The organism is Acidovorax sp. LjRoot194, from assembly GCF_964253015.1.
In the GTDB taxonomy this organism is placed as follows: Bacteria; Pseudomonadota; Gammaproteobacteria; order Burkholderiales; family Burkholderiaceae_C; genus Acidovorax.
This window is the reverse complement of the sequence record NZ_CAXUQB020000001.1, coordinates 3,711,014-3,732,974: the sequence shown is the minus strand read 5'-3', so window position 1 is coordinate 3,732,974 and position 21,961 is coordinate 3,711,014. Positions and strand designations below refer to the sequence as shown.

The 21,961-nt window shown below is 67.7% G+C and carries 19 protein-coding genes; 15 read left to right on the top strand and 4 right to left on the bottom strand.

What is annotated here, in order from left to right; genetic code table 11:
• Nucleotides 1-77 precede the first annotated feature (77 nt).
• The 4 genes from ACSQ3N_RS16880 to ACSQ3N_RS16865 all read left to right on the top strand — a co-directional run bounded on the left by ACSQ3N_RS16880 (nt 78) and on the right by ACSQ3N_RS16865 (nt 5,748).
• On the top strand, nt 78-1,886 hold the full coding sequence (locus ACSQ3N_RS16880) for an extracellular solute-binding protein (protein WP_436146882.1): 1,809 nt from the start codon (nt 78-80) through the stop codon (nt 1,884-1,886).
• 88 nt (nt 1,887-1,974) lie between these two features.
• Complete coding sequence (locus ACSQ3N_RS16875) at nt 1,975-3,006, top strand: microcin C ABC transporter permease YejB (RefSeq protein ID WP_436146881.1); 1,032 nt, start codon at nt 1,975-1,977, stop codon at nt 3,004-3,006.
• A 13-nt stretch (nt 3,007-3,019) separates the two neighbouring features.
• Nucleotides 3,020-4,072 carry an ABC transporter permease gene (locus ACSQ3N_RS16870; protein WP_056172136.1) on the top strand — a complete coding sequence of 351 codons (1,053 nt, stop codon included), beginning with the start codon at nt 3,020-3,022 and terminating at the stop codon, nt 4,070-4,072.
• Nucleotides 4,069-5,748 (top strand): ABC transporter ATP-binding protein, encoded by a 1,680-nt coding sequence (locus tag ACSQ3N_RS16865; RefSeq protein WP_436146880.1) that lies wholly within the window; start codon nt 4,069-4,071, stop codon nt 5,746-5,748. Before ACSQ3N_RS16870 ends, ACSQ3N_RS16865 begins: the two co-directional genes overlap by 4 nt.
• A gap of 264 nt (nt 5,749-6,012) precedes the next feature.
• On the opposite strand, the gene ACSQ3N_RS16860 is transcribed toward ACSQ3N_RS16865, so the two are convergent.
• Nucleotides 6,013-6,609 (bottom strand): lipocalin family protein, encoded by a 597-nt coding sequence (locus ACSQ3N_RS16860; RefSeq protein ID WP_436146879.1) that lies wholly within the window; start codon nt 6,607-6,609, stop codon nt 6,013-6,015.
• Between the two features lie 355 nt (nt 6,610-6,964).
• On the opposite strand from ACSQ3N_RS16860, the gene ACSQ3N_RS16855 reads away from it, so the two are divergent.
• Nucleotides 6,965-7,579 carry a hypothetical protein gene (locus ACSQ3N_RS16855; RefSeq protein WP_436146878.1) on the top strand — a complete coding sequence of 205 codons (615 nt, stop codon included), beginning with the start codon at nt 6,965-6,967 and terminating at the stop codon, nt 7,577-7,579.
• 174 nt (nt 7,580-7,753) lie between these two features.
• Here the strand turns inward: ACSQ3N_RS16855 and ACSQ3N_RS16850 are convergent, their stop codons facing one another.
• A complete protein-coding gene (locus ACSQ3N_RS16850) occupies nt 7,754-8,113 on the bottom strand; it encodes a FlxA-like family protein (RefSeq protein WP_436146877.1) in 360 nt (119 codons plus the stop codon).
• A gap of 68 nt (nt 8,114-8,181) precedes the next feature.
• Complete coding sequence (locus ACSQ3N_RS16845; RefSeq protein ID WP_436146876.1) at nt 8,182-9,081, bottom strand: LysR family transcriptional regulator; 900 nt, start codon at nt 9,079-9,081, stop codon at nt 8,182-8,184.
• Between the two features lie 112 nt (nt 9,082-9,193).
• Between ACSQ3N_RS16845 and ACSQ3N_RS16840 the strand changes: the two genes are divergently transcribed.
• The 5 genes from ACSQ3N_RS16840 (at nt 9,194) to ACSQ3N_RS16820 (ending at nt 14,006) form a co-directional block, all read left to right on the top strand.
• The gene (locus ACSQ3N_RS16840; protein ID WP_436146875.1) at nt 9,194-10,189 is read left to right on the top strand and encodes a tripartite tricarboxylate transporter substrate binding protein; all 996 of its coding nucleotides are present in this window, start codon (nt 9,194-9,196) and stop codon (nt 10,187-10,189) included.
• A gap of 25 nt (nt 10,190-10,214) precedes the next feature.
• Nucleotides 10,215-11,120: an alpha/beta fold hydrolase gene (locus ACSQ3N_RS16835; RefSeq protein WP_436146874.1), complete on the top strand. Its 906-nt coding sequence runs from the start codon at nt 10,215-10,217 to the stop codon at nt 11,118-11,120.
• Nucleotides 11,121-11,167: 47 nt separating this feature from the next.
• Nucleotides 11,168-12,586, top strand: coding sequence for a 3-isopropylmalate dehydratase large subunit (leuC, locus tag ACSQ3N_RS16830; protein ID WP_436147967.1), 1,419 nt, complete (start codon nt 11,168-11,170; stop codon nt 12,584-12,586).
• Nucleotides 12,583-13,236: a 3-isopropylmalate dehydratase small subunit gene (leuD, locus tag ACSQ3N_RS16825; RefSeq protein WP_436146873.1), complete on the top strand. Its 654-nt coding sequence runs from the start codon at nt 12,583-12,585 to the stop codon at nt 13,234-13,236. Before leuC ends, leuD begins: the two co-directional genes overlap by 4 nt.
• Before the next feature lie 203 nt (nt 13,237-13,439).
• On the top strand, nt 13,440-14,006 hold the full coding sequence (locus ACSQ3N_RS16820) for a YcxB family protein (protein ID WP_436146872.1): 567 nt from the start codon (nt 13,440-13,442) through the stop codon (nt 14,004-14,006).
• Nucleotides 14,007-14,054: 48 nt separating this feature from the next.
• Here ACSQ3N_RS16820 and ACSQ3N_RS16815 read toward each other — a convergent pair whose 3' ends face one another.
• Nucleotides 14,055-15,074, bottom strand: coding sequence for a PhnD/SsuA/transferrin family substrate-binding protein (locus ACSQ3N_RS16815; RefSeq protein WP_436146871.1), 1,020 nt, complete (start codon nt 15,072-15,074; stop codon nt 14,055-14,057).
• A gap of 348 nt (nt 15,075-15,422) precedes the next feature.
• Here ACSQ3N_RS16815 and ACSQ3N_RS16810 point away from each other — a divergent pair, with 348 nt between their 5' ends.
• The 5 genes from ACSQ3N_RS16810 to ACSQ3N_RS16790 all read left to right on the top strand — a co-directional run bounded on the left by ACSQ3N_RS16810 (nt 15,423) and on the right by ACSQ3N_RS16790 (nt 21,929).
• On the top strand, nt 15,423-16,337 hold the full coding sequence (locus ACSQ3N_RS16810; protein WP_436146870.1) for a hypothetical protein: 915 nt from the start codon (nt 15,423-15,425) through the stop codon (nt 16,335-16,337).
• 34 nt (nt 16,338-16,371) lie between these two features.
• Entirely contained in the window at nt 16,372-16,884 is a 513-nt protein-coding gene (locus tag ACSQ3N_RS16805) for a hypothetical protein (protein ID WP_436146869.1), read from the top strand.
• A gap of 141 nt (nt 16,885-17,025) precedes the next feature.
• Nucleotides 17,026-18,252: a hypothetical protein gene (locus ACSQ3N_RS16800; RefSeq protein ID WP_436146868.1), complete on the top strand. Its 1,227-nt coding sequence runs from the start codon at nt 17,026-17,028 to the stop codon at nt 18,250-18,252.
• Entirely contained in the window at nt 18,249-20,447 is a 2,199-nt protein-coding gene (locus ACSQ3N_RS16795; protein WP_436146867.1) for an ATP-binding protein, read from the top strand. The genes ACSQ3N_RS16800 and ACSQ3N_RS16795 overlap by 4 nt, the downstream gene beginning before the upstream one ends.
• Nucleotides 20,448-20,498: 51 nt before the next feature.
• Nucleotides 20,499-21,929, top strand: coding sequence for a hypothetical protein (locus tag ACSQ3N_RS16790; protein WP_436146866.1), 1,431 nt, complete (start codon nt 20,499-20,501; stop codon nt 21,927-21,929).
• Nucleotides 21,930-21,961 lie beyond the last annotated feature (32 nt).

Genomic DNA, 21,961 nt, shown 5'->3' with positions numbered 1-21,961 from the left:
TGGTGTCGCCCAGCGGGTCAGGGGGGAATCCCCCCAGCCTGTGCGGCGGCCGCGCCGACGTAGTGCAGAATTGTCGCATGCGGTTTTGGCTCACTTTCTTGCTGTCGGTATGCGCGGCTCCGGCCTGGGCCGCCCACGGCTATGCGCTGTGGGGGGACCTCAAGTACCCCGAAGGCTTCTCACATTTCGACTACGTGAACCCGGACGCCCCCAAGGGCGGCGAGCTGCGCATGGTGAGCAACCTGCGCTACTCCACCTTCGACAAGTACAACCCGTTCACCATGAAGGGTTCGGTACCCGCGTACCTGAGCGACCTCATCTTCGAAACCCTGCTGACCGGCTCCATGGACGAGACCGCCTCCGCCTACGGCCTGCTGGCCGAAGACGTGCAGGTGGCCGACGACCGGCTCAGCGCCACCTTCCGGCTGCGGGCCGAGGCACGTTTTCACAACGGCGACGCGGTTGAAGCCGCCGACGTGAAGCACACCTACGAGATGCTGATCAGCTCGCAGGCATCCCCCAGCTACGCCACGATGCTGCAGGAAGTGGCCGGCATCGACGTGCTGGACAAGCGCACCGTGCGCTTTCGCTTCAAGCAGCCCAACCGCGAGCTGCCGCTCACCGTGGGCAGCCTGCCGGTCTTCAGCCGGGCCTGGGGGCGCGGCCCGGACGGCAAGGCCAAGCCGTTCGACCAGATCGTGACCGACACCCCCATCGGCAGCGGCCCCTACCGCATCGGCGACGTGAAGTTCGGCCGCGACATCACCTACCAGCGCGACCCGCAGTACTGGGGCCGCAATCTCAATGTGGTCAAGGGCGCCTTCAACTTCGACCGCATCACCGTCAAGATCTACAAGGACAACACCGCCCGCCTCGAAGCCATGAAGGCGGGCGAGTTCGACTTCATGACGATCTACTCGGCCGGCGACTGGGCCCGGCGCATCGACGGCAAGCTCTTCAAACAGGGCGTACTGGTCAAGAAGGACATGAAGCACCGCCTGCCCGCAGGCTTTCAGAGCTATGTGCTCAACACCCGCCGCCCCCTGCTGCAAGACGTGCGCGTGCGCGAGGCGCTGGGCCTGGCCATCGACTACGAGTGGATGAACCGCCAGATGTTCTATGGCGGCTACCCGCGCGTGAAGGACCTGTTCGGCAACACCAGCTGCGAGGCCACTGGCACCCCGGGGCCTGAAGAAATGGCTCTGCTCGAGCCCTGGCGCGGCAAGGTGCCCGACACCGTGTTCGGCCCCATGTACACGCCGCCCAGCACCGAGGGCGAAGGCCATTCGCTGCGCGACAACCTGCGCCGCGCGCGGCAGTTGCTGGCCGAGGCGGGCTGGACCTACCGCGATGGCGCCCTGCGCAATGCCGACGGCAAGGCGATGGAGATCGAGTTCCTGGACAGCAAGGAAGGCGGTGCCCGCACTGTCACGCCGTGGATCCGCAACCTCGAAAAGCTGGGCATCACCCTGCGCTTCGCGTCGGCGGATTTTGCGCTGTACCTGCAGCGCCTAGACAAATTCGACTTCGACATGATCAGCCTGGCCTACCCGGGCACCTACAACCCCGGTCAGGCGATGAAGGAGCTGTTTGGCAGCCAGGGCGTCAAGGTGGAGGGCTCCAGCAACCATGCCGGCGTCAACAGCCCGGCCGTGGATGCCCTGGTCACCAAGCTCACCCGCGCCACCAGCCAGGCCGAGATGCTGCCCGCCTGCCGCGCGCTGGACCGTGTGATCATGCACAGCCACTACCTCATTCCGCAATGGACGCTGGCCTCGCACCGCGTGGTCTACAACCAGCAGCGCCTGGCCTATAAAGAGCCCATGCCGCCGTATGCCAAGGCCGAGGAATGGCTGATGTTCTCGTGGTGGAGCCAAAAGCCGTGACACACACCCTGCCGCGCTGCGCGATGCCCCCGTCGGCTGTGATGCCGCCACAGCGCCACAGCACGCGTCTTTTCACCCATCACTGAACATGCTCGCCTACATCGCCAAACGCCTGCTGCTCATGCTGCCCACCCTGCTGGGGGTGCTGCTGTTGACCTTTGCGGTGATCCAGTTCGTGCCCGGCGGGCCGGTGGAACAGTACCTGGCCGAGTCCCGTGCGGCGGGCGCCAAGGGCGGTGTCGAAACCGGTGGCATGGCCTACCGTGGCGACCAGGGCGTGGACCCCAAGCGGCTGGAGCAGATCAAGGCGCTGTACGGATTCGACAAACCCGCGCATGAGCGGTTCTTTCAGATGCTGGGCCAGTTCGCACGGTTCGACCTGGGCAAGAGCTTTTTCCAGAACAAGGACGTGTGGAGCCTGGTGAAAGAAAAGCTGCCGGTGTCCATCAGCCTGGGCCTGTGGACGTTTTTCATCAGCTACCTGGTGGCCGTGCCGCTGGGCGTGGCCAAGGCCGTGCGGGCGGGTTCGCGGTTCGATCTGATCACCACGCTGCTCGTGCTGGTGGGCTACGCGATACCGGGCTTTGTGCTGGGCGTGGCGCTGCTCGTGATCTTCGGCGGGCAGCTGCAGTGGTTCCCGCTGCGCGGGCTGACGTCGTCCAACTGGGAAGAACTGTCCTGGGGCGCTCGCATCGTCGACTACCTGTGGCACATCACGCTACCCGTTACGGCCATGGTGCTGGGCAGCTTTGCGGTGACCGCTATGCTGACCAAGAACGCGTTCCTGGAAGAGATCCGCAAGCAGTACGTGCTCACGGCCCGTGCCAAGGGGCTGTCGGAGCGCCAAGTGCTGTGGAAGCACGTGTTCCGCAATGCGCTCATCCCCATCGTCACCGGTTTTCCGGCGGCGTTCATCGGGGCGTTCTTCACGGGCTCGCTGCTCATCGAGACGCTGTTCTCGCTCGATGGCCTGGGCCTGCTCAGCTACGACAGCGTCATCCGGCGCGACTATCCCGTCGTGCTGGGCACGCTGTATCTCTTCACCCTGATCGGCCTGGTGACCAAGCTCGTCAGCGACCTGTGCTACGTGTGGGTCGACCCGCGCGTGAAGTTTGATTGACCCCCGCCCCGGCATGAGCATCGCTTCTTCTTCGCCATCGCTTTCGCTGTCCCCGTCCCGCCGGGCCTGGCTGCGCTTCAAGCGCAACCGGCTGGGGTACTGGAGCCTGTTGATCTTCAGCGTGCTGGTGCTCATCAGCCTGGGTGCCGAGCTGATCAGCAACGACAAGCCCATCATCGTGCGCTACGAGGGGCAGACGTACTTCCCCATGCTCAAGAACTACCCCGAGACCACCTTCGGCGGAGATTTCGAGACGCCCACCGACTATCTGGACCCCTTCATCAAAGATCGCCTGAAGCAAGGCAGCAACTGGGCGGTGTACACCCTCAACACCTACGGCCCCAACACCCTCAACTACTTCGCCAAGTCCCCCAACCCGTCGGCGCCCACCACCGACAACTGGCTGGGCACCGACGACCGGGGCCGCGACCTGCTGGCGCAGTTGCTGTACGGCTTTCGGGTGAGCGTGCTGTTCGGCCTGGCGCTCACCGTCACGGGGGTGCTGCTGGGGGTGCTCACCGGCGCGATCCAGGGCTTCTTCGGCGGCAAGGTGGACCTGGCGTTCCAGCGCTTCATCGAGATCTGGGGCTCCATGCCCGAGCTGTACCTGCTCATCATCTTCAGCGCCGTGTTCGCGCCCAGCGTGTCGCTGCTGCTCATCCTGCTGTCGCTGTTCGGCTGGATGGGCCTGTCGGACTACGTGCGCGCCGAGTTCCTGCGCAACCGCCAGCTCGACTACGTGAAGGCCGCACGCGCCTTGGGCGTGGGCAACGGCCAGATCATCTGGCGCCACATCCTGCCCAACAGCATGACGCCTGTGGTGACCTTCCTGCCGTTTCGCATGAGTGCGGCGATCCTGGCGCTGACCTCGCTCGACTTCCTGGGCCTGGGCGTGCCGCCCGGCACACCGTCGCTGGGCGAGTTGCTGAGCCAGGGCAAGAACAGCATCGATGCGTGGTGGATCTCGCTGTCCACCTTCGCCGTGCTGGTGACCACTTTGCTGCTGCTCACCTTCATGGGTGACGCGTTGCGGGATGCTCTCGACCCCCGAAAGGCCGACCAATGAACGCCTCCACGCCCGGCACTGGTGGCTCATCACCGTCATCGCGCGGCAACGCTGCTGCAGCCCCCCTGCTCGACGTGCGCGACCTGCACGTGCGCTTCGGCGCCAAGGAAGTCGTGCGCGGCGTCAGCTTCACCATCGCCCCTGGCGAGAAGCTCGCGCTGGTCGGCGAATCCGGTTCTGGCAAGACCATCACCGCGCTCAGCCTGCTGCGGCTGGCGGGCAATGCGGCCATCACGGGCCAGGCCCATCTGCGCGGGCAGCGCGACCTGCTGGCGCTGACCGAACGAGAGATGCGCGGCGTGCGCGGCGGAGAGATCGCCATGGTGTTCCAAGAGCCCATGACCGCGCTCAACCCGCTGATGACCATCGGCGTGCAGATCGCCGAGATCCTGCAGCTCAAGAAGGGCCTCACCGGAGCGCAGTGCGCCCAGGCCGCCATCGAGCTGCTGGCCAAGACCGGCATCCCCGAGCCTGCGCGGCGCGCCAACAGCTTTCCGCACCAGCTCTCGGGCGGGCAGCGCCAGCGCGCCATGATCGCGATGGCGCTGGCCAGCGAGCCGCAACTGCTGCTGGCCGACGAGCCGACCACCGCGCTGGACGTGACCCTGCGCGGCCAGATCCTGGACCTGCTGTCCGATCTGCAGCGCGCCAACGGCATGGCCGTGCTGCTCATCACGCACGACCTGAACCTGGTGCGCCGTTTTGCCGACCGCGTGGCCGTGATGGAGCAGGGCGTGCTGGTGGAGCAGGGGTCCGTGGCCGACGTGTTCAACGCGCCGCAGCATGCCTACACCCGCCGCCTGATCGCCAGCCAGCCGCGCCGTGATGTGGCACCTGCCGATTCGCCCCCGGGTACACCGCCGGTGATCCACACGCAGGATCTGCGCGTCGTCTACCCCACGCCGTTGCCGGGCATCCGCGGCTGGTTCAAAAAAGGCGAGTTCGTTGCCGTGCAGGGCGCCACGCTGTCGCTGCTGCCCGGTGAAACGCTGGGCGTGGTGGGCGAGTCCGGTTCGGGCAAGTCCACACTGGCGCAGGCCATTCTGGGCCTGCTGCCGCGCACGGGGCAGCTGCAGGTGGGCGGGCAGGCATGGCAGTTGCCCGCCATGCGCAACACGCCGGCCAACCAGCAACTGCGCCGCCGCGTGCAGGTGGTGTTCCAGGACCCGTTCTCGTCGCTGTCGCCGCGCCTCACCGTCGAAGAGATCGTGGGCGAGGGCCTCAAGGTGCACGAGCCTGCCCTGAACACCGCCGAGCGGCGCACCCGTGTGGAGGCCGTGCTGTCGGAAGTGGGGCTGACCGAAGCGCAGTACCCGCGCCTGCTGGAGCGCTACCCGCACGAATTCTCGGGCGGCCAGCGCCAGCGCCTGGCCATTGCCCGCGCGCTGATCGTGCAGCCGCAGGTGCTGGTGCTCGACGAGCCCACCAGCGCGCTGGACGTCACCATCCAGCAGCAGGTGCTGGGCTTGCTGCAACGGCTGCAGAAGGAAAAGGGATTGAGCTACCTGCTCATCACGCACGACGTTGAAGTCATTCGCGCCATGGCGCACAACGTGCTGGTGATGAAAGACGGCGCGGTGCTGGAGCACGGCGTGGTGGACCAGGTGCTCGACGCGCCGCAGCACCCGTACACCCAGCGGCTGGTGGCGGCTGCCACGGTGCCGGACGTGGCGTAGAACTCTGCGTTAACGAAGCTCCGTGCTCGCTGCCGCTTGTCAATCAAGCGGTATGCGCTATTGAATGGATAGCGTCAGGGTCGGAAGGTATGGGGTGGTATGGCAGAGCTGCGAAATGCTTCGTGGAAAAGCTTCGTTCAAGCGCTTGTCTCGAAGAGGCTGCATCACCCAGATTCCTCAGGCTGCCCAATGCCGCCTGAAGCTGGATATTGCTATCTCTGGGTCACAACGCACGCTCGCCCCTCAGTCATCGCTTGAAAACCATCAAGTCCTCACGGCGCGCTTGGCGTGCTGCTCGCCAGCGGCTGGCGCCCACAGGATTTTGCGCACATCGATGCCCATGGTCTGGGCGCGCTCCAGCAGATGTTCACGCACATGCCCGGGCAGGGTGGGGGTGCGCGACAAGATCCACAGGTAGTCCTTGCTGGAGCCCACCACCATGGCCCACTGGTAGTTCTCGTCCAGCGCCACCACGTTGTAGCCGCCGTAGAACGGGCCGAAGAACGACACCTTCAGCGCTGCCTGCGCAGGGTCGCCCACAAAGCTGGCGGTACCCTCGGCCTCCTTCCACTCTTTGCGCGCAGCGTCGTAGCCTCGGTTGACCACCTTCACCGTGCCGTCGTCGTTGCGTGTGTAGGTTGCGCTGGTCTGTGTCAGCCCGCGTTCGAACGAATGGTCGATGCGCGCCACTTCGTGCCAGTGCCCGGTGTAGCGGTTCACATCAAACCCGCTGACGGGCTGAATGCCCTCCGGGCTGCGGGGCGTGGAGCACGCCGAGAGCACCAGCACGGCCAACAGCGCTGCCGCGCCCACCACAAGGGGCCATGGCGAGCGGCGGCTGGGAAGTGTGTGGATGCGCATGGTGTTCTCCTGCAAGGTGTTGTGGGTGGGAGCGCCGCTGGTTGCGCGCCGGTCCTGCTGTCTGACTGCCCACGAATGTAGATTTGCCCAAGGGCTGCCTTTGTAGGTGGGCGCTGGCACGGTGTGTCGGCAACTGGTACGCAGGTGCAGGCAGCCGGAGTGGGTGGGCGGTGTGGGTGGGCGGTGTGGGTGGGCGGTGTGGGTGTACTGCGCGATGCGATGCGGTACGGCACATTCGTCTGGTCGTGGCGGGCGCGCACTTGTGGCCAGCGGGCCCGGGGCGACACAATGGCTGCACCGCCCCTGCTTGCTGCTTGTGGATCACCTCACCACGGCTTTCACCAACGCCCACACCGTGCCCCATTCCACCCGTTCTCTCCCTGCCCAGTTGCTGGCGCTGTACCGCCATGTCCATGCCCGCGAGCCTGCTGTTGCCGCTGCCGGACAAGTCGCCACGGTCCTTCATCTGGGCGCTGACCACACCATCGTGGCCAGCGGAGCCAACCCGCTGGAGCCGGCGTTGGTGGTCACTCTGGCGCTGGGCTACCACCAGACAGCGTACGATTTCTTTCGGGGTGCTGTGCCCACGCCGCTGGAGCTGGAGACCGCCATTGCCGCGGTGGAAGATGAAATTCACGCAGCGCACCGACTGCAGCGCAGCGACCCGGGTCACGGCGCTCTGTATGCCCAGGCCCTGGCGGCCGGGGCGTCGCCGCCTTGGTCTTCCGACCCGGGGCTGCACGAGTTGGCAACGCTGGCAGGCATTCCACCGGGCCCCGTGCGCGTGCTGTCGCTCGATGCGATGGAGCGCCTGTTCAACCGCCTGGCCTCCGTGTCCGAAGGCCGCCCCGCCGCACACGAAGGACTGCCTGACAGCGCGTCCTTTGCCGCGCGGCTGTTGGTGCTGCGGGAGCTGATGCACCACATGCCGTTGACGGCGGTCACGTTGGTGGGTGAGATCGTCTCGTAGACAGTGTTTGGAGTTGAAAAGGGCTGCCAGCGCTTGATGGTCAAGCGTGAGTAGCTACTTTATTGATAGCAATGGCGCAAAGCCTGACCGCAGCTGCGCCGTATCGGCAGGAGCAAGAATCACGGCGCTGGTTGCCTTGGCTTGGGTGTGAACGCTGCCAAGCCACTCGAGCCATCAGGCATAGGTATCGACCGACTCCCCCAGCCCCGGCGTGCGACTCGCCGCACCTTTGATTGCAGACGCTGCAGCGGGCTTGTCCTTGTCTGCCTTGGCCTGCTGCTGCGCCTGCACCCGGTCCATCTGCTCCTGCTGGCTCTGGCGCTGGATGGCGGCGATCTGCTGCTGCACCATCTGGATCTGCGCCTGCAGCAGCTTGATCTTCTCTGCCTTGGCCTTCGCTTCCATGTTCTGGCCCGCCACGCCGCGCAGTTCATTGGTCAGCTCGCGCAGCTGCTTTTGCAGCTTGTTGATGTTGCTGGCGGCATTGGCGCTGGATGCTGCGCCCGAAGAAGAGGTGGCACTGGAGATCTGCATGCCGTGTTATCGGCATTTGCGCGGCAATCTCAAGGGCTGGTTATGCATTCGCGGATGGATGGGTGGCGTCAACTGCGCAGCGGCGCGGCAAACCAGTCCCGCAAGAAGTCCGCCAGGGCGCGCGTCTTGGCCGACAGGTCGCTGCGCGTGGGGTACACCAGCGTCACATCGGCGGCAGGCAGCAGCCACGCAGGCAGCACGCGCACCAGCCGGCCAACTGCCAGGTGGGCCGCCACGTCCCATTCAGACCGCATCAGCACCCCGTGGCCTTCCAGCGCCCAGGTGGTGGCGGCGGCGCCGTCGTTGGTGCTGAGCATGCCGCGCACCTTCACCGTCTCTTGCCGCGCGCCCTGGTGCAGGTGCCAGGTGCCGTAGGTCTCGTCGCTCTCGCGGATCACGATGCACTGGTGGGCCAGCAGGTCGGCGGGCTGCGCTGGCTCGCCCGCCTGGGCCAGGTAGGCCGGTGATGCGCACAGCACGCGCTGGTTGGCCAGCAGCCGGCGGGCGGTGAGGCGCGAGTCCGGCAGGTCGCCAAAGCGCACGGCGGCATCGAAGCCTTGCTCCACCAGGTTCACGGGGCGGTCGGTCAGGTGCAGTTGCACCTCGACCTCCGGATAGGCCCGCGCAAAAGCCGACAGGGCGGGCGCAATGTGCGTGCGGCCAAAGCCCAGCGTGGCGGCCAGTTTGATCAACCCACGGGGCAGGCTGCGCGCGCCGGCCACCGTGCGCTCCAGCGCTTCCAGGTCGGCCAGGATGCGAACGCCGTCCAGCAGGTAGGTCTCGCCTTCCGGGGTGAGGTTGATGCGCCGGGTCGTGCGGTGCAGCAGGCGCACGCCCAGGCGGTGCTCCAGCTGCGCCAGGCGCCGGCTGACTGCGGGCGGGGTGATGCCCATCTGCTGTGCGGCCGCCGCCAGGCTGCCTTCCTTCATGAGCAGTGCAAAAAAGCGCAGGTCGGAAAAGCCATCCATGGTGTTGATTCGTGCTTTGAACTGATGAATGAAGTAATTTTGACGGTATTTATTGCTTTGCGCACCACTCCTAAGATTCGATCCACAACAAATATCTGCAGGAGACAAACCCATGAACCCTTCCCCTACCCCAGTTGTATTCCGCCGGCTCGCCGCCGCCGCCACGGCACTGGCCCTGCTTGCACCCGCAGCTACTTCGGCCCAACCGGCCGGCTATCCCAACAAGGCGATCAAGCTCGTGGTGCCCTACGCGCCGGGCGGCAGTGCCGACATCGCGGCGCGCCTGGTGACGGACGAATGGGGCAAGGCGCTGGGCGGCTCGCTGTTCATCGAGAACAAGGGCGGCGCAGGCGGCAACATCGGCGTGGACATGGTCGCCAAAGCCGCAGCGGATGGCTACACCATTGGCCTGCAGACCGTGTCCCTGGCCATCAACCCCAGCCTGACGGCCAAGATGCCATACGACACCCTGAAGGACCTGGCGCCCATCGGCATGGTGGCCAGCTCGCAGCACGTGCTGGTGGTCAACAACGCCTTGCCGGCCAAGACTGTCAAAGAACTGGTGGCGCTGCTCAAGGCGCAGCCGGGCAGGTACTCCTACGGCTCCGCGGGTGCGGGCAGCACCTTCCACATGTCGGCCGAGCTGTTCAAGGCGGTGGCAGGCACGCCCATCGTGCACATCCCGTACCGCGGCGGCGGCCCGGCCATGATCGACACCATGTCGGGCCAGGTGGCGATGAGCTTCCCCGTGCTGTCGGCCGCGCAGCCGCATGTGCAGGCGGGCAAGCTGCGGGCGCTGGGCGTTACCGGTACCCAACGCTCCTCTCTCATGCCCGACGTGCCCACCATTGCCGAGGCCGGCCTGCCGGGCTACGCTTTTGAAACCTGGTTCATCGTGTTCGCACCGGCCGGCACGCCCCGGCCCATCATCGACAAGCTCAACGCCACGCTGAACCAGGCATTGAGCACGCCTGCACTCAAGGAGCGCATGGCCAAGGACGGGTTCGACCCCATTCCATCGACCCCCGAGCAGGCCCGTGCGCGACTCGAGAAGGAGATGCCGCAGTGGGCCAAGTTGATCAAAGAGCGGGGCATCACTGCCGAATAGGCCCCGCCGCCATTCCAATGACACCATGACCACGACGACCCCGCTTTTCCCTGGCTTCAACGCCCACCGCGTGCCCACGCCCGACGGCCAGCACATCCACGCGCTGGTCGGCGGCACGGGCCCGGCCCTGCTGCTGCTGCACGGGCACCCGCAGACCTCGGCCATCTGGCACAAGGTGGCGCCCGTGCTGGCCCGGCACTTCACGCTGGTGCTGGCGGACCTGCGGGGCTATGGCGATTCGGCCAAGCCCGCCGGCGATGCGGAGCATGCGCTCTACAGCAAGCGCACCATGGCCGCCGACATGCTGGCCGTGATGCAGCATCTGGGCCACCCGCGCTTCACCGTGCTGGCCCACGACCGGGGCGCGCGCGTGGCGCACCGCCTGGCGGTAGACCACCCGGCGGCCGTGCAGCGTTTGGTGCTGCTGGACATCGCGCCCACGCTCGCGATGTACGAGCAGACCAGTAACGCCTTCGCCCGCGCCTACTGGCACTGGTTCTTCCTGATCCAGCCCGCACCACTGCCCGAGCGGCTGATCGAAGCCGACCCCGCCGCCTACGTGCGCGACGTGATGGGCCGGCGCAGCGCGGGCCTGGCACCGTTCGACCCCCGGGCCCTGGCCGAATACGTGCGCTGCCTGGGCCTGCCCGGCGCGGCCCACGGCGTGTGCGAGGACTACCGCGCCGCCGCCGGCATCGACCTGGTGCACGACCGCGCCGACCGCGATGCAGGCCGCCAGCTGGCCGTGCCGCTGCTGGCCCTGTGGGGCGAGCAGGGCGTGGTGCACCAGTGCTTCGAGCCGCTCAAGGAGTGGCAGCGCGTGTCGGCCGACGTGCGCGGCCATGCGCTGCCCTGCGGCCACTACATCGCCGAAGAGGCCCCCGAAGCGCTGCTCGACGCGGCGCTGCCTTTCCTGCTGGCCGGCCGATAGCCCGCACGCGCATCTGCACACCCACACCCACACCCACCACGATGACCATGACCACCCCCACCACGCTCTACCAGAAGCTGGTCGCATCGCACACCGTGGCCGTTCTCGATGAACAGAACGTGCTGCTCTTTTGCGACCTGCACCTGATGAACGAATACACCAGCCCCCAGGCCTTCGCCGGCCTGCACGAGGCCGGGCGCGGCGTGCCCGTGCCGGGGCAGAACGTGGCGGTGGTGAGCCACATCATCCCCACGCACCCGGTGCGCTGGCGCACCATCCAGGACCCGCCCTCGGCTCTTCAGGCCAGCAACCTCAAGGCCAACTGCGACCGCCACGGCATCCCGCTGTTCGACACCAACGACCCGCTGCAGGGCATCGAGCACGTGATCGCGCCCGAGCACGGCATGGTGCGCCCGGGCATGGTCATCATCTGCGGCGACAGCCACACCACCACGTACGGCGCCCTGGGCGCCTTGGGTTTCGGCATCGGCACGTCCGAGGTCGAGCACGTGCTGGCCACGCAGACCCTGGTCTACCGCCTCGCCAAGGACATGCGCATTCGCGTGGACGGCGTGCTGCCCATGGGCACCACGGCCAAGGACCTGATCCTCATGGTCATCAGCCGCATCGGCGCGCAGGGCGCACGCGGCTACGTGGTGGAGTTCTGCGGCAGCGCCATCACCGCGCTGTCGGTGGAGGCGCGCTTCACGCTGTGCAACATGGCGGTGGAGGCGGGTGCGCGCGGCGCGCTGATCGCACCCGATGCCACCGCCATCGACTACGTGCTGGCCAAGGCCCCCGACATCACCGGCGACGTGCGCACGCAGGCCCTGGCCCACTGGGCCACGCTGCGCAGCGACGCGGGCGCCGCGTTCGACATGGAGCATGTGTTCGACGCGGCCGAGGTGGCCCCGTTCGTCACCTGGGGCACCAGCCCCGACCAGGCCATGGCCATCCACGCCACCGTGCCACGGCCCGAAGACATCGCCGATGCCGTGCAGCGCAGCAGTGCCGAGCAGGCCCTGCGCTACACGGCGCTGTCCGCTGGCCAGCCGCTGGCGGGCGTGCCGGTACAGCATGTGTTCATCGGCTCGTGCACCAACGCCCGCATCGAGGATTTGCGCGAGGTGGACCGCATCGTTGGCCACCGCCATGTGGCCCACGGCGTGCGCGCCATGGTCGTGCCCGGCTCGGGGGCGGTGAAGGCCCAGGCCGAGGCCGAGGGCATCGCCGCGCGCCTGGTGGCCGCGGGCTTCGAATGGCGCCAGCCCGGCTGCTCCATGTGCCTGGCGATGAACGACGACGTGCTGGCCCCCGGCCAGCGCTGCGCCTCCACCACCAACCGCAACTTCGAGGGCCGCCAGGGCCGTGGCGCCATCACCCACCTGATGAGCCCGGCCATGGCCGCCGCCGCTGCCGTCACCGGCTGCATCACCGACGTCAGAACCCTGGAGTTCACCGCATGAGCGCCGACCACAACCACACCACCGTGCGCGGCCACGCCGCCGTGCTCGACATCGCCAACCTCGACACCGACCAGATCATGCCCAAGCAGTTCCTGCGCGGCATCGACAAGGCGGGCCTGGCGCCGGGCCTGCTGTATGACCTGCGCTTTGACGGCGCCGGGCAGCCGCGTGCAGACTTCGTGCTCAACCAGCCAGCGTTTGCCGGCACCGACGTGCTGCTGGCCGGCAGCAATTACGGCTGCGGCTCCAGCCGCGAGCACGCCGTGTGGGGCATGCAGCAATACGGTTTCCAGGCCGTGGTCGCGTCGAGCTTTGGTGAGATCTTCTACTCCAACGCCATGAACAACCGCCTGCTGCTGGCCATGGTGACCGAGGCCGACGCCCAGGCTTTCATGCACGAAGCACGCGCCGCGGCAGGGCCGCTGGCTATCGAGATCGACGTGGCGCAGCGCCAGGTGCGCACGGCGGGCCACAGTGCGCCGTTCACCATCTCCGAGCGGCACCGGCGCATGTTCCTCGACGGGCTGGATGTGATCGGCGCGTCGCTCACCTACCGGGACCAGATCGAGGCGTTTGCCGCGCAGCACTGGGCCGCGCAGCCCTGGGTGCGTGATGTGGCGCGGTTGACGCGGGACCGCCTGAGGGCATGACCGCCAGCGAAAGCGCTGCCCGCCGCTGTGACTTGGTACCGGTACGCGCGGGTGCACGCCGGTAGACGCCGGTACGCGCGGGGTGTGGGGCGCTGCAAGATGGCGTGATGTGGTGCCAGGTTGTGTGCCGATGGCGGCCGCCTGCACCGGTGCGCCGTGGGCGCCCCCTATAGTGGCGGCTCCTCACGCCTTCATCCCCACCCATGCCATCTTTTTCCCTTACCCGTGGCGACTACGCCGATCTGCAAAAACGCATCGTCGCCCAGGCCAAAGCCCAACTGCGGCGCGGTGATGGCGCTCGCGCTGGCGGCAAAAGGGGTCCATCCAACGACGATCCCGGACGGTGGTGGCTGCCGCTGGTGCTGTGGGGCGTCTCCGTGGTGCCGCTGGTGTTCCTGTTCCGCTGGCTGGAGTCCTTGCCGGACATGGGCACCCATCTGGCCATGGGGGCCGTGGGCATCGTGGTCGGCGCGTTGGCATTCTGGGCGCTGGTCCGCAGCGGCAGCGGCTCCCTGCAGCAGGCCATGTTCGAAGACGATGGTTACTGCCTCGCGCCCCAGACGCTGGATGTGCGGGAGGACTGCATCGAGCAGCAGTCCCACGCGGCCCATACCCTGTGGCAATGGGCCGGTTTCAAGCACCGGCAGGAGAGCGAGACCTTGGTGTTTCTGTTCGTGGACAACGCCGTGTGCCTCATGGTCCCCAAGTCCATCCTCACGCCTGAGGCCCGCGCGCTCATCGAGCAGCGCGTGCCACTGCAGGCGCCGTAAAGCGCCGGTTGCACCGTTTGCGCTGCGCGGCGCACCGGGCTGGCTGACTCAGGGCTTGGGTGCCGGCGCTGCGGCGGGCTTGCCGGCCTGCGCCGCCTTCGCGGTCTTGTTGTAGACCTCCATCACGGTCGCGAAGTCGCGCTCGAAGTGGATGGGCAAAAAGGTATCGTTGCCCGGCAGCAGTTGGCGCAGCTTGGGCGAGAAGCTGTAGCCGTACGAGCACTTCTTGACCCGCGCCTGCAGATCGGGCGACACGTCCTTGCCCAGGGTCCAGGTCTCGGTCATGAAGGGCGGGCTCTCCCACAGCGTGCGAATGCTCGACCCCTTCACATCGCCCTTGACCACCATGCGCTGGTACAGGTCGCTGGCCACCGCAGCGGCGGGGTAGAAGCCGTGCATCACCCCCGTCACCGAGCGCTCGTGGCCGTTGGAGAACACCACCTCGTAGTTCTGGTCCGGCACCAAGCCAATGGCCGGGAACAGCGCGCGCGGCGCCAGATTGCCCGAGTTGGACGTGGGCGTGGTGTGCGCGATCTTCTTGCCCACCAGGTCCTGCGGCTTGGTGAACGGGCTGTCCACCCGCGCGATCAGGATCAGCTTGTACGAATTGCGCTGCCCGCTGGCCTTGTTGCCCGGCACGCCGAACGGCGCGGGTTGGCCGGCTGCGATGAGCTGCGGCACCAGGCCGGGGTTGACCTGGGCCAGCTGGGCCTTGCCCGCGATCAGGTTGTCGATGAGGTCCTTCTCGGGCAGCACGTCGATGTTGGTGCTGCGCTCCAGCGACTCGCCCTGCAGGTTCTGCAGGTCGATGTTGCCGCACCGCGCCAGGTGGTTGAAGTAGTCGCCCCACAGCAGCATCGTCTCGCTCTTGGCATACGTCTTGGGCATGGCCACCACCAGCTTTTCGCGCGGGCCGCTGAAAGCGGGGGCCGGGGCTGCGGCGGCGCGGGCAGCAGCTGCGCGGGCCTGGGGCGTGGTGGCAGCGTCGGTCTGGGCCTGCGTGGCCACCGGGCCGAGCGTGAGCGTGGTGCAGAGCAAAAATGCGCCGGAGCGGGCGTGGGAACGCATGGTGAATCTCCCTCAGTGTCTTGTGGTGGTGCCGGCCTTACGCTTGGCTCGCGCAGGCGTGGTCTGAATTGGCCCGCAAGGTGATGTCGAACGGGGGCTGGCAGCAGCTACAGGCAGCTAGCGAGTATGCATGAAGCTTTCGCTTACAAAGGCCGAATGCGTCCAGCGGGGTAACAGACGGGACTCCCAGAGTTTGCATTGTCATAGGCGAAATCGCAGCGGTTGACACTGCGTCAAGTGGTTTGCAAGCGCCATGGACAAGGTGGAGGTGGCGCCACATCGCGCAGTTGGTAACAATTCGTGCATTCCAACGCGAGCCCCTTTTTCTACCGCCTCTACCGCCGAGCCATGTCGCAAAACGCCCATACCCTGCACCTGTTCTTCGAAGACCCGATCAAGCTCAAGACCTTTCAGCTGGTCTACCAGTACCTGGTGGCCGACAACACCGAGCAGGCCGAGCGCTGGGCCGACAAGCTGGGCGGCGTGGACCTGGGCGCGCTGTGGGATGCGCAATGGTTCAACCAGCAGGTGTCGGCCGAGCGCACCCACCTGCTGCTGCGCTTTGACACCGGCACCCACGATGACCTGCCCCTGCGCGCCCTGGAAACTTTGTTCGCCCATGGTCTGCAAGCGGCAGTGCTGGAAGTGTTCTACGACCAGGTGGGCGAGACCGAGCGCATGCACTTCGACCACGGCCAGTGGGTGTCGCGCAAAGCCTTCTTCGATGCCCACCCACCATGGCGCGCTGTGGTGGAGCCGGTGGTTGAACGCGAGGATGCGAGGGATGGCGACGCTGAAGACAGCAGCGAAGACGAATACTGCCACTCCAAGGACCCGGCCAAACCCGTCAGCGTCAGCAAACTGCGTCAGCAAGAGGCCGAGCGCAAGCAAGAAGCGCAAGAGGCCGCGCAGGCCTTCATCGACATGGCCCGCGCCATGGGCAAGAGCGGCAAGTCGCCCGTGCAGGGATTCATCGCCGTGCTGTTGCTGCGCGCCGGGTTCAAAGGCCTGCTGCAGGCCATCGCCTTCACGGTAGTCACCGTGCTGCTGTTCAAGGGCTTGTGGCTGTGGCTGGGCTTGGGGCTGGTGCTGGCCATCGTGCTGCCGCTGTACTACATGCTGAGCGAATACAAGGACATCCACGGGGATGACGATGACAGCGATGCCGAGGGTGGTGATGGGGATGGCGAGGCACCGCAGGCCGAGCCGCTCGCTGGCGACGATGCCGCCAACACCCCAAAGGCCCCCCAGGCCGCGAAGTGAACACAACGACTGACGACGAGGGAGCGATTTCGACATGCTGACAAACATCGAATGGTGGGGCGGGCTGATCTTCGTGCTGGGTGCCATCACCTACCGGCTGGTCATGGGCGCGCTGGACAAGAAGGAAGAGGGCATCCACTGGTACCGCGGGCTGATGCACGCGTTCTTCTTGCTGCCCGCCGTGGTGCTGGCCGGGTACTTCTACCCGCTGCCGCGCACCGAGTGGCAGTACGGCTACCTGGGCGTTCTGGCCGCATCGCTGGTCGTGGTGATGGTGATGCTGGTGCAGGAAATCACCGGAGACGGCCCCGAGGAGGCGCAGAGGAAAGCCGACAAGGCGAAGGGGGAGGGAGAGGAAGCCAAAGAAAAAGAGAAAGAGAAAGGCAAGAAGCCGCAGCCCGCCGACGCCGCTGGCGAAGACGACGAAGACGACGAGCCAGGCTGGCTGATGACGGTGGTGGGCGCGCTGGCGCTGTACAGCCCGGTGCTGGTGGCCTGTGGCCTGGGCTGCCACAAGGCCTGGCCCATCGTGCAGCGGCTGCTGTGATGCACGCCGCCCCGGGGTCAACTTGGGGTGGCCTTCGGGGCCGGGCGGCTGCGGCGCCCATCACAATCGGCAGTGGCCGGCCGGCCCTTTTTTCTTTGTTTCAACTTGCGCGGCGCGTGTGTGCGCCACCCCCTTTCGCCCATGGCCCAAGATTCTTTTGCTGAGCTTTTATCGGTCTACATGCGGCGCATCCGTGCCAGCGCCTCCGGCGTCGCCACCGAAATCGGCCTGAGCCGCGAGGCCGTCAACAACTGGCGCAACGGCCTGTCGGCACCCAACCCGCGCTCGCGCGACAAAGTGGTGGCCTGCACCCGCTACCTGCGCCTGACCGAGACCGAGGCCAACCGCCTGCTCAGCGCGGCAGGCTTCGAGCCCGAGTTTCCGCTGCAGGCGGAGTCGGCCGGCGCCGCGCAGCCGTTCGCGGCCTTTCAGGACCGGTTGTTCGCGCAGCTGGCGCAGGCCGTGCCGTATGCCATCTCGCTGCTGCTGTCGCCCGCGCACTGGGGCCAGCCGCCCTTTCGGCAAGAGCTGCTGCAGCGCGCCAAGGCGCAGTACGGCGATGGCGCGGTGCTGCACATCCAGCCGCCCTACAGCGTCAGCACCGTGCCGGCCGAATACTTCGCCGCCATCGGCCGCCAGTGTGGGCTGGGCGATGTGGCGTCCGACTACGAATTCGAATCGGCGCTGGAGCGCCGCCTGCTGGCGGGCGAGCGCCTGTTCTGCCTGGTCAGCCGGTTCGAGCAGGGCACCCCCGCACTGCGCGAGACACTGGCAGGCATCCTGCGCAGCCTGAGCGAGATGCACAGCGGCCGCCTGCACCTGCTGCTGTGCGGCGGCGAGGCACTGGCCGACCTGAAGTACCGCAGCGGCGACCTGTCGCTGCTCAACATCGCGCAGGTCAACCACTGGCCCGACCCGTCGCTCGAAGACCTCACGCACCTGGCCCGCCACCGCTGGCCCGATCAAGCCTGGCCGCAGCCCGTGCTGGCGGCCTTGCAGGACATCAGCGGCGGCCACCCCGCGCTGTTCGAAGAGGGCCTGCAGTGGCTGGTGGACCATGGCGTGGATGAGGTGCAGGCCCGCTCCGCCGCATTGCGCAGCCACCTGGCCAGCAGCTCGCGCCTGTGGCAAACCTTGCTGCCGCTGGCCCAGGCCCCCGCCACGCGCCAGCGCCTGGCGCAACTGCTGCAGGCCGACGAGCTGGGCCGCGCGCGCCCGTACCTGCAGGACGATGAACTGCGCCGCCTGTTCTGGGGCAACCTGCTGCAAGTGCGTGGCACGGGCGATGCTGCGCGGCTGTATTGGCGCAGCGCCACCATCCGCGAAGCGGGGCTGATGGTGCTGGAGTCCTCCACGTCCGCCGCATGATCACGCTGCCGTCGAAGACCCTGGTGCGCGCGGTCCTGATCGCGGCCATCACCCTGTTCGTGGGCAGCGCGCTGCTCACGCCCAAGCTCAACCCGGTCACGCGCGGCTCGGTGCTGGGCGCCGAGAACGCAGGCATCGTCTGGGGCGAACTGGTGCAGTGGCGCGTGGCCATGGTGCAGGCCCACAACGAGCTGGATGCGTGGCCGCAGGACATCCAGAAATACGCGCCCCCCATCGGCAACCCGCAGCTGCGCGTTACCTCGCCCCAGCCCTACGTGCTGCAGGCCGACATCGCGGCCAACCCCGAGCTGGGCAAGCTCGCGGGCACCCAGGTGGTCGTGCAACTCAAGCCCGGCACCACCACCTGGAGCTGCCGCCCCGGGCGCCCGCCCATCCCGAGCGGCTACCTGCCCATCAACTGCCTGGAAGGGCAGGGGGACGACTTCACGCCCGTGCCGGCATCCGAGCGCGACCCGTTCGCGGCGCTGCGCCAGCTCATCTACTGGTGTGCTGGCATCTTCCTGGCCGGCGCCGTGGTCTGGGTGGCGCGGCACCCGCTGCTCGGGCCCGCGCAGCTGCAGCCCGCGCGATTGCGCCGCACGCCGCTGGCGCGCCTTCCCCGGCTCGACCGCCTGCTGGGCTGGACGGGCCGGCGCGAGTCCACGCTGCTCGCGGCCGACATCCGCATGGTGGACTGGCGCCGTGCGGTGCAGTGCGCGCAGCCGGGCCCGCCCGACGCGGCGAACGCACGCGCGGAGGGCCTGGTCCGTGCGCTGGCCGAGCGCGTGTCCGCCCGCAGCCAGCCCAGCAGCGACTGGGCGCTGCCGGGGCCGGTGTTCGAGTGGCAGTTTCCGCCGGACCTGCCGGTGTCGCTGGACCGCTGTCTGGTGTTCGTGCCCACGCCCGGCGTGGACGAGGCCACCGTGCTGCGCCAGTTGCGCGCCGCGCAGACGGGCAGCGACGTGCTGCTGGTGCTCAGCGCGCACAGCGCTGACTCCCCCATGCCCCTGCTGCAGGCGCACGCGGCCGACCACGCCAACCTGCATGTGATGGTGGACAGCGCCAGCCAGACCGAATGGCTGGTGGGCGGCGAGGCCCTGCAGGTGCTGCTGCGCCTGCTGGCGGCCCAGCTGCGCATCACGCGCATCTCGCCATACCAGACGCGGGGCGGCATCACGCGCGAAGGCTCGTTCTTCGGCCGGGCCCAGCTGCTGGCCCGGGTGATCAACCGCGAGCCCGCCAACTACCTGGTGGTGGGCGGCCGCCAGCTGGGCAAGAGCAGCCTGCTCAAGGCCGTGCAGCGCCGCCTGCAGGGCCACCCGCACACCGTGTGCCACTACGTGTCGCTGCGCGACCACCGCCTGGCGCCGCGCATGGCGCTGCAGTTCGGCCTGCCGGCCGACACCCCGCTCGAGGCCATCGTGGACCACCTGCAGGCGCAGTACCAGGGCAAGCGCCTGTACCTGCTGATCGACGAGGCCGACCTGTTCTTTCGCGACGAGTCGCACAACGGCTACCCGCAGCTGTCCACCCTGCGGGCGCTGAGCGAAGAAGGGCGCTGCTGGTTCATGCTCGCGGGCTTTTGGGACCTGTACGCCACCGCTGTGCTCGACTACCAAAGCCCCCTGCGCAACTTTGGCGAGGTGCTGGCCATCGGCGGTCTGGAGCGCGCCGCATGCCGCGACCTGGCCACCGAGCCGCTGCGCCGCCTGCGCCTGGGTTTTGCGAGCGACACGCTGGTGGAAAAGCTGGTGGACGCCAGCGGCCAGCGTGCCAACCTGGTCGCCATCCTGTGCCAGGAATGCCTGGAGGCGCTGCAACCCAGCGAGCGCGCCATCGAGGCGCACCACCTCGCGCAGGCCCTGGCCTCGCAGCCGGTGCAGGACGCCCTGGCCGGCTGGGGGCGCCTGAGCCACGACGAGGCCGCCTGCCGCCTGGACCGCGTGGTGGTCTACCACACCGCCCAGGCCGGGCACAGCAGCCTGGTCACCCTGGCCCAGCTGCTGCAAGGCCACGGCGTCCTGGCCGACGCCCAGGCCCTGCGCCAGTCGCTGGCCCGCCTGCAGCTGGCCTATGTGCTGCGCAAGCACGACGCCGAGTACCGCTTCGCCATCCCGCTGCTGCAAGACCAGTTCGAATCAGCCGAGCTGGAGTTGCTGCTGCACCAGGAGCTGGCGGTGATGTCCAAGGCCTGAGGCCGCCCGCATCTTTCACCCTGACCTATTCATAGCCCTTCATAGCCCTCCATGGCCACTTCCTCCTCCTCTGTCACCCTGGACTATGACATCGGCTTCGATGCCATCGTTGCCGAACTCGATCGCCTGGTCCGTGCGGGCGTGCACCCGGACCGCATCAGCGTGTCCCACTATGCCGCCGTGCAATGGGTCTGCGAGGCCCACTGGGTGTACTCCGATGGCCCGGACGCCGCCTGTGCCGCCCGGCGCGTGGACGCCCAGCTCGCCCTGCTGCGCTTGATGCTGGAGCGTGGGGCGGATCCCAACAAGCGCAAGAACCGCAATTCCACGCCGCTGGCTGTTTGCTGCCGGCAGTTCGCCACCTATTTCCAGGAGCGTGCCCTGGAGAGACTGGGCCTCGTGTTGGCCGCAGGCGGCGACCCGCGCCAGACCAAGGACCCCGCGCTGTGTATTGCCTTGGGCCTGCGCGAGATGCGGGGTGAGGTTTTCGACATGGCGTTCCGCGAGGATGCGAGCCCAGGCCATGCCGATGCGGTTTTCCAAGCCGTCGACATGCTGCTGCAGGCAGGCGCCGACATGGAGGCGCTGGAGCACCGCGCGATGTACCGGCCGTTCCTGATGGCGGCGTACATCGGCAGCGTGCCGCTGCTGCGGTGGTTGAAGGACCGGGGCGCCGATGTGCAGGCCACCAACCCCGATGGGTCCAATGCGCTGATGTACGCCGCAGGCGACGTGGACGGCCTGGCCCGCAGCCGCGCGGGGTTCTCGACCACCTGGCATCGGATGGGCGACCCTGTCGCCAGCACGCGCCAACTGCTCGATTGGGGCCTGGACCCGGCCGCCGCCAACGCGCGCGGCCGCACGCCGCTGCGCCTGGCCGTCAGCGCCGGCAACCTCGATGTGGCCGCCGTGCTGGCCGAGGCGCTCGCAGGCCAGGGCAAGCTCTTGGCGGCCGATGTGCGCTTGTTCAGGGGCACCGACCACGAGCCCCGCGTTGCAGCGTTGACCACCTCGGCGCCAGCCAGAAAGCCCGCCAAGCCCAAGGCCGCGCCCGATGGTGTCGCCCAGCGCGCCACCTGGGACCGTGCCCCTGCACTCATCGACGGACCCACCGACTGGCAGCCCAGCCAGTACCCCGAGTGGCTGCGCACCTGTCTCAAGGACGTGATCGCACGGCTGGGATCGGGCGCGGACCCGCGCGTGCCGCCAGGCACGTTGTACCTGGAGTACGACGACTACTCTCGCAGCCTGCGGCTGTCTCGCACCAAGTCGTACCTCAGCCGCAGCGGCGCGGTGGAAATGGGCGTCCACGTGTTCGATTGGTCGATCATGCGCGTGCGCTTCTCGCAGGTGGAGGGCGACGACTGGGTGCTCCGCGAAGCCATCGATCTGCCCATGGCGCCCGGCGCGCCGCCCGCCACCGACGTGCTGTGCGACGCCATCGGGCAGCTGTGCGCCCGCTACCTCAACACCTCGGCTTGAGCACAAGCGCCCGTTCGCCTTCCGGCACCTTC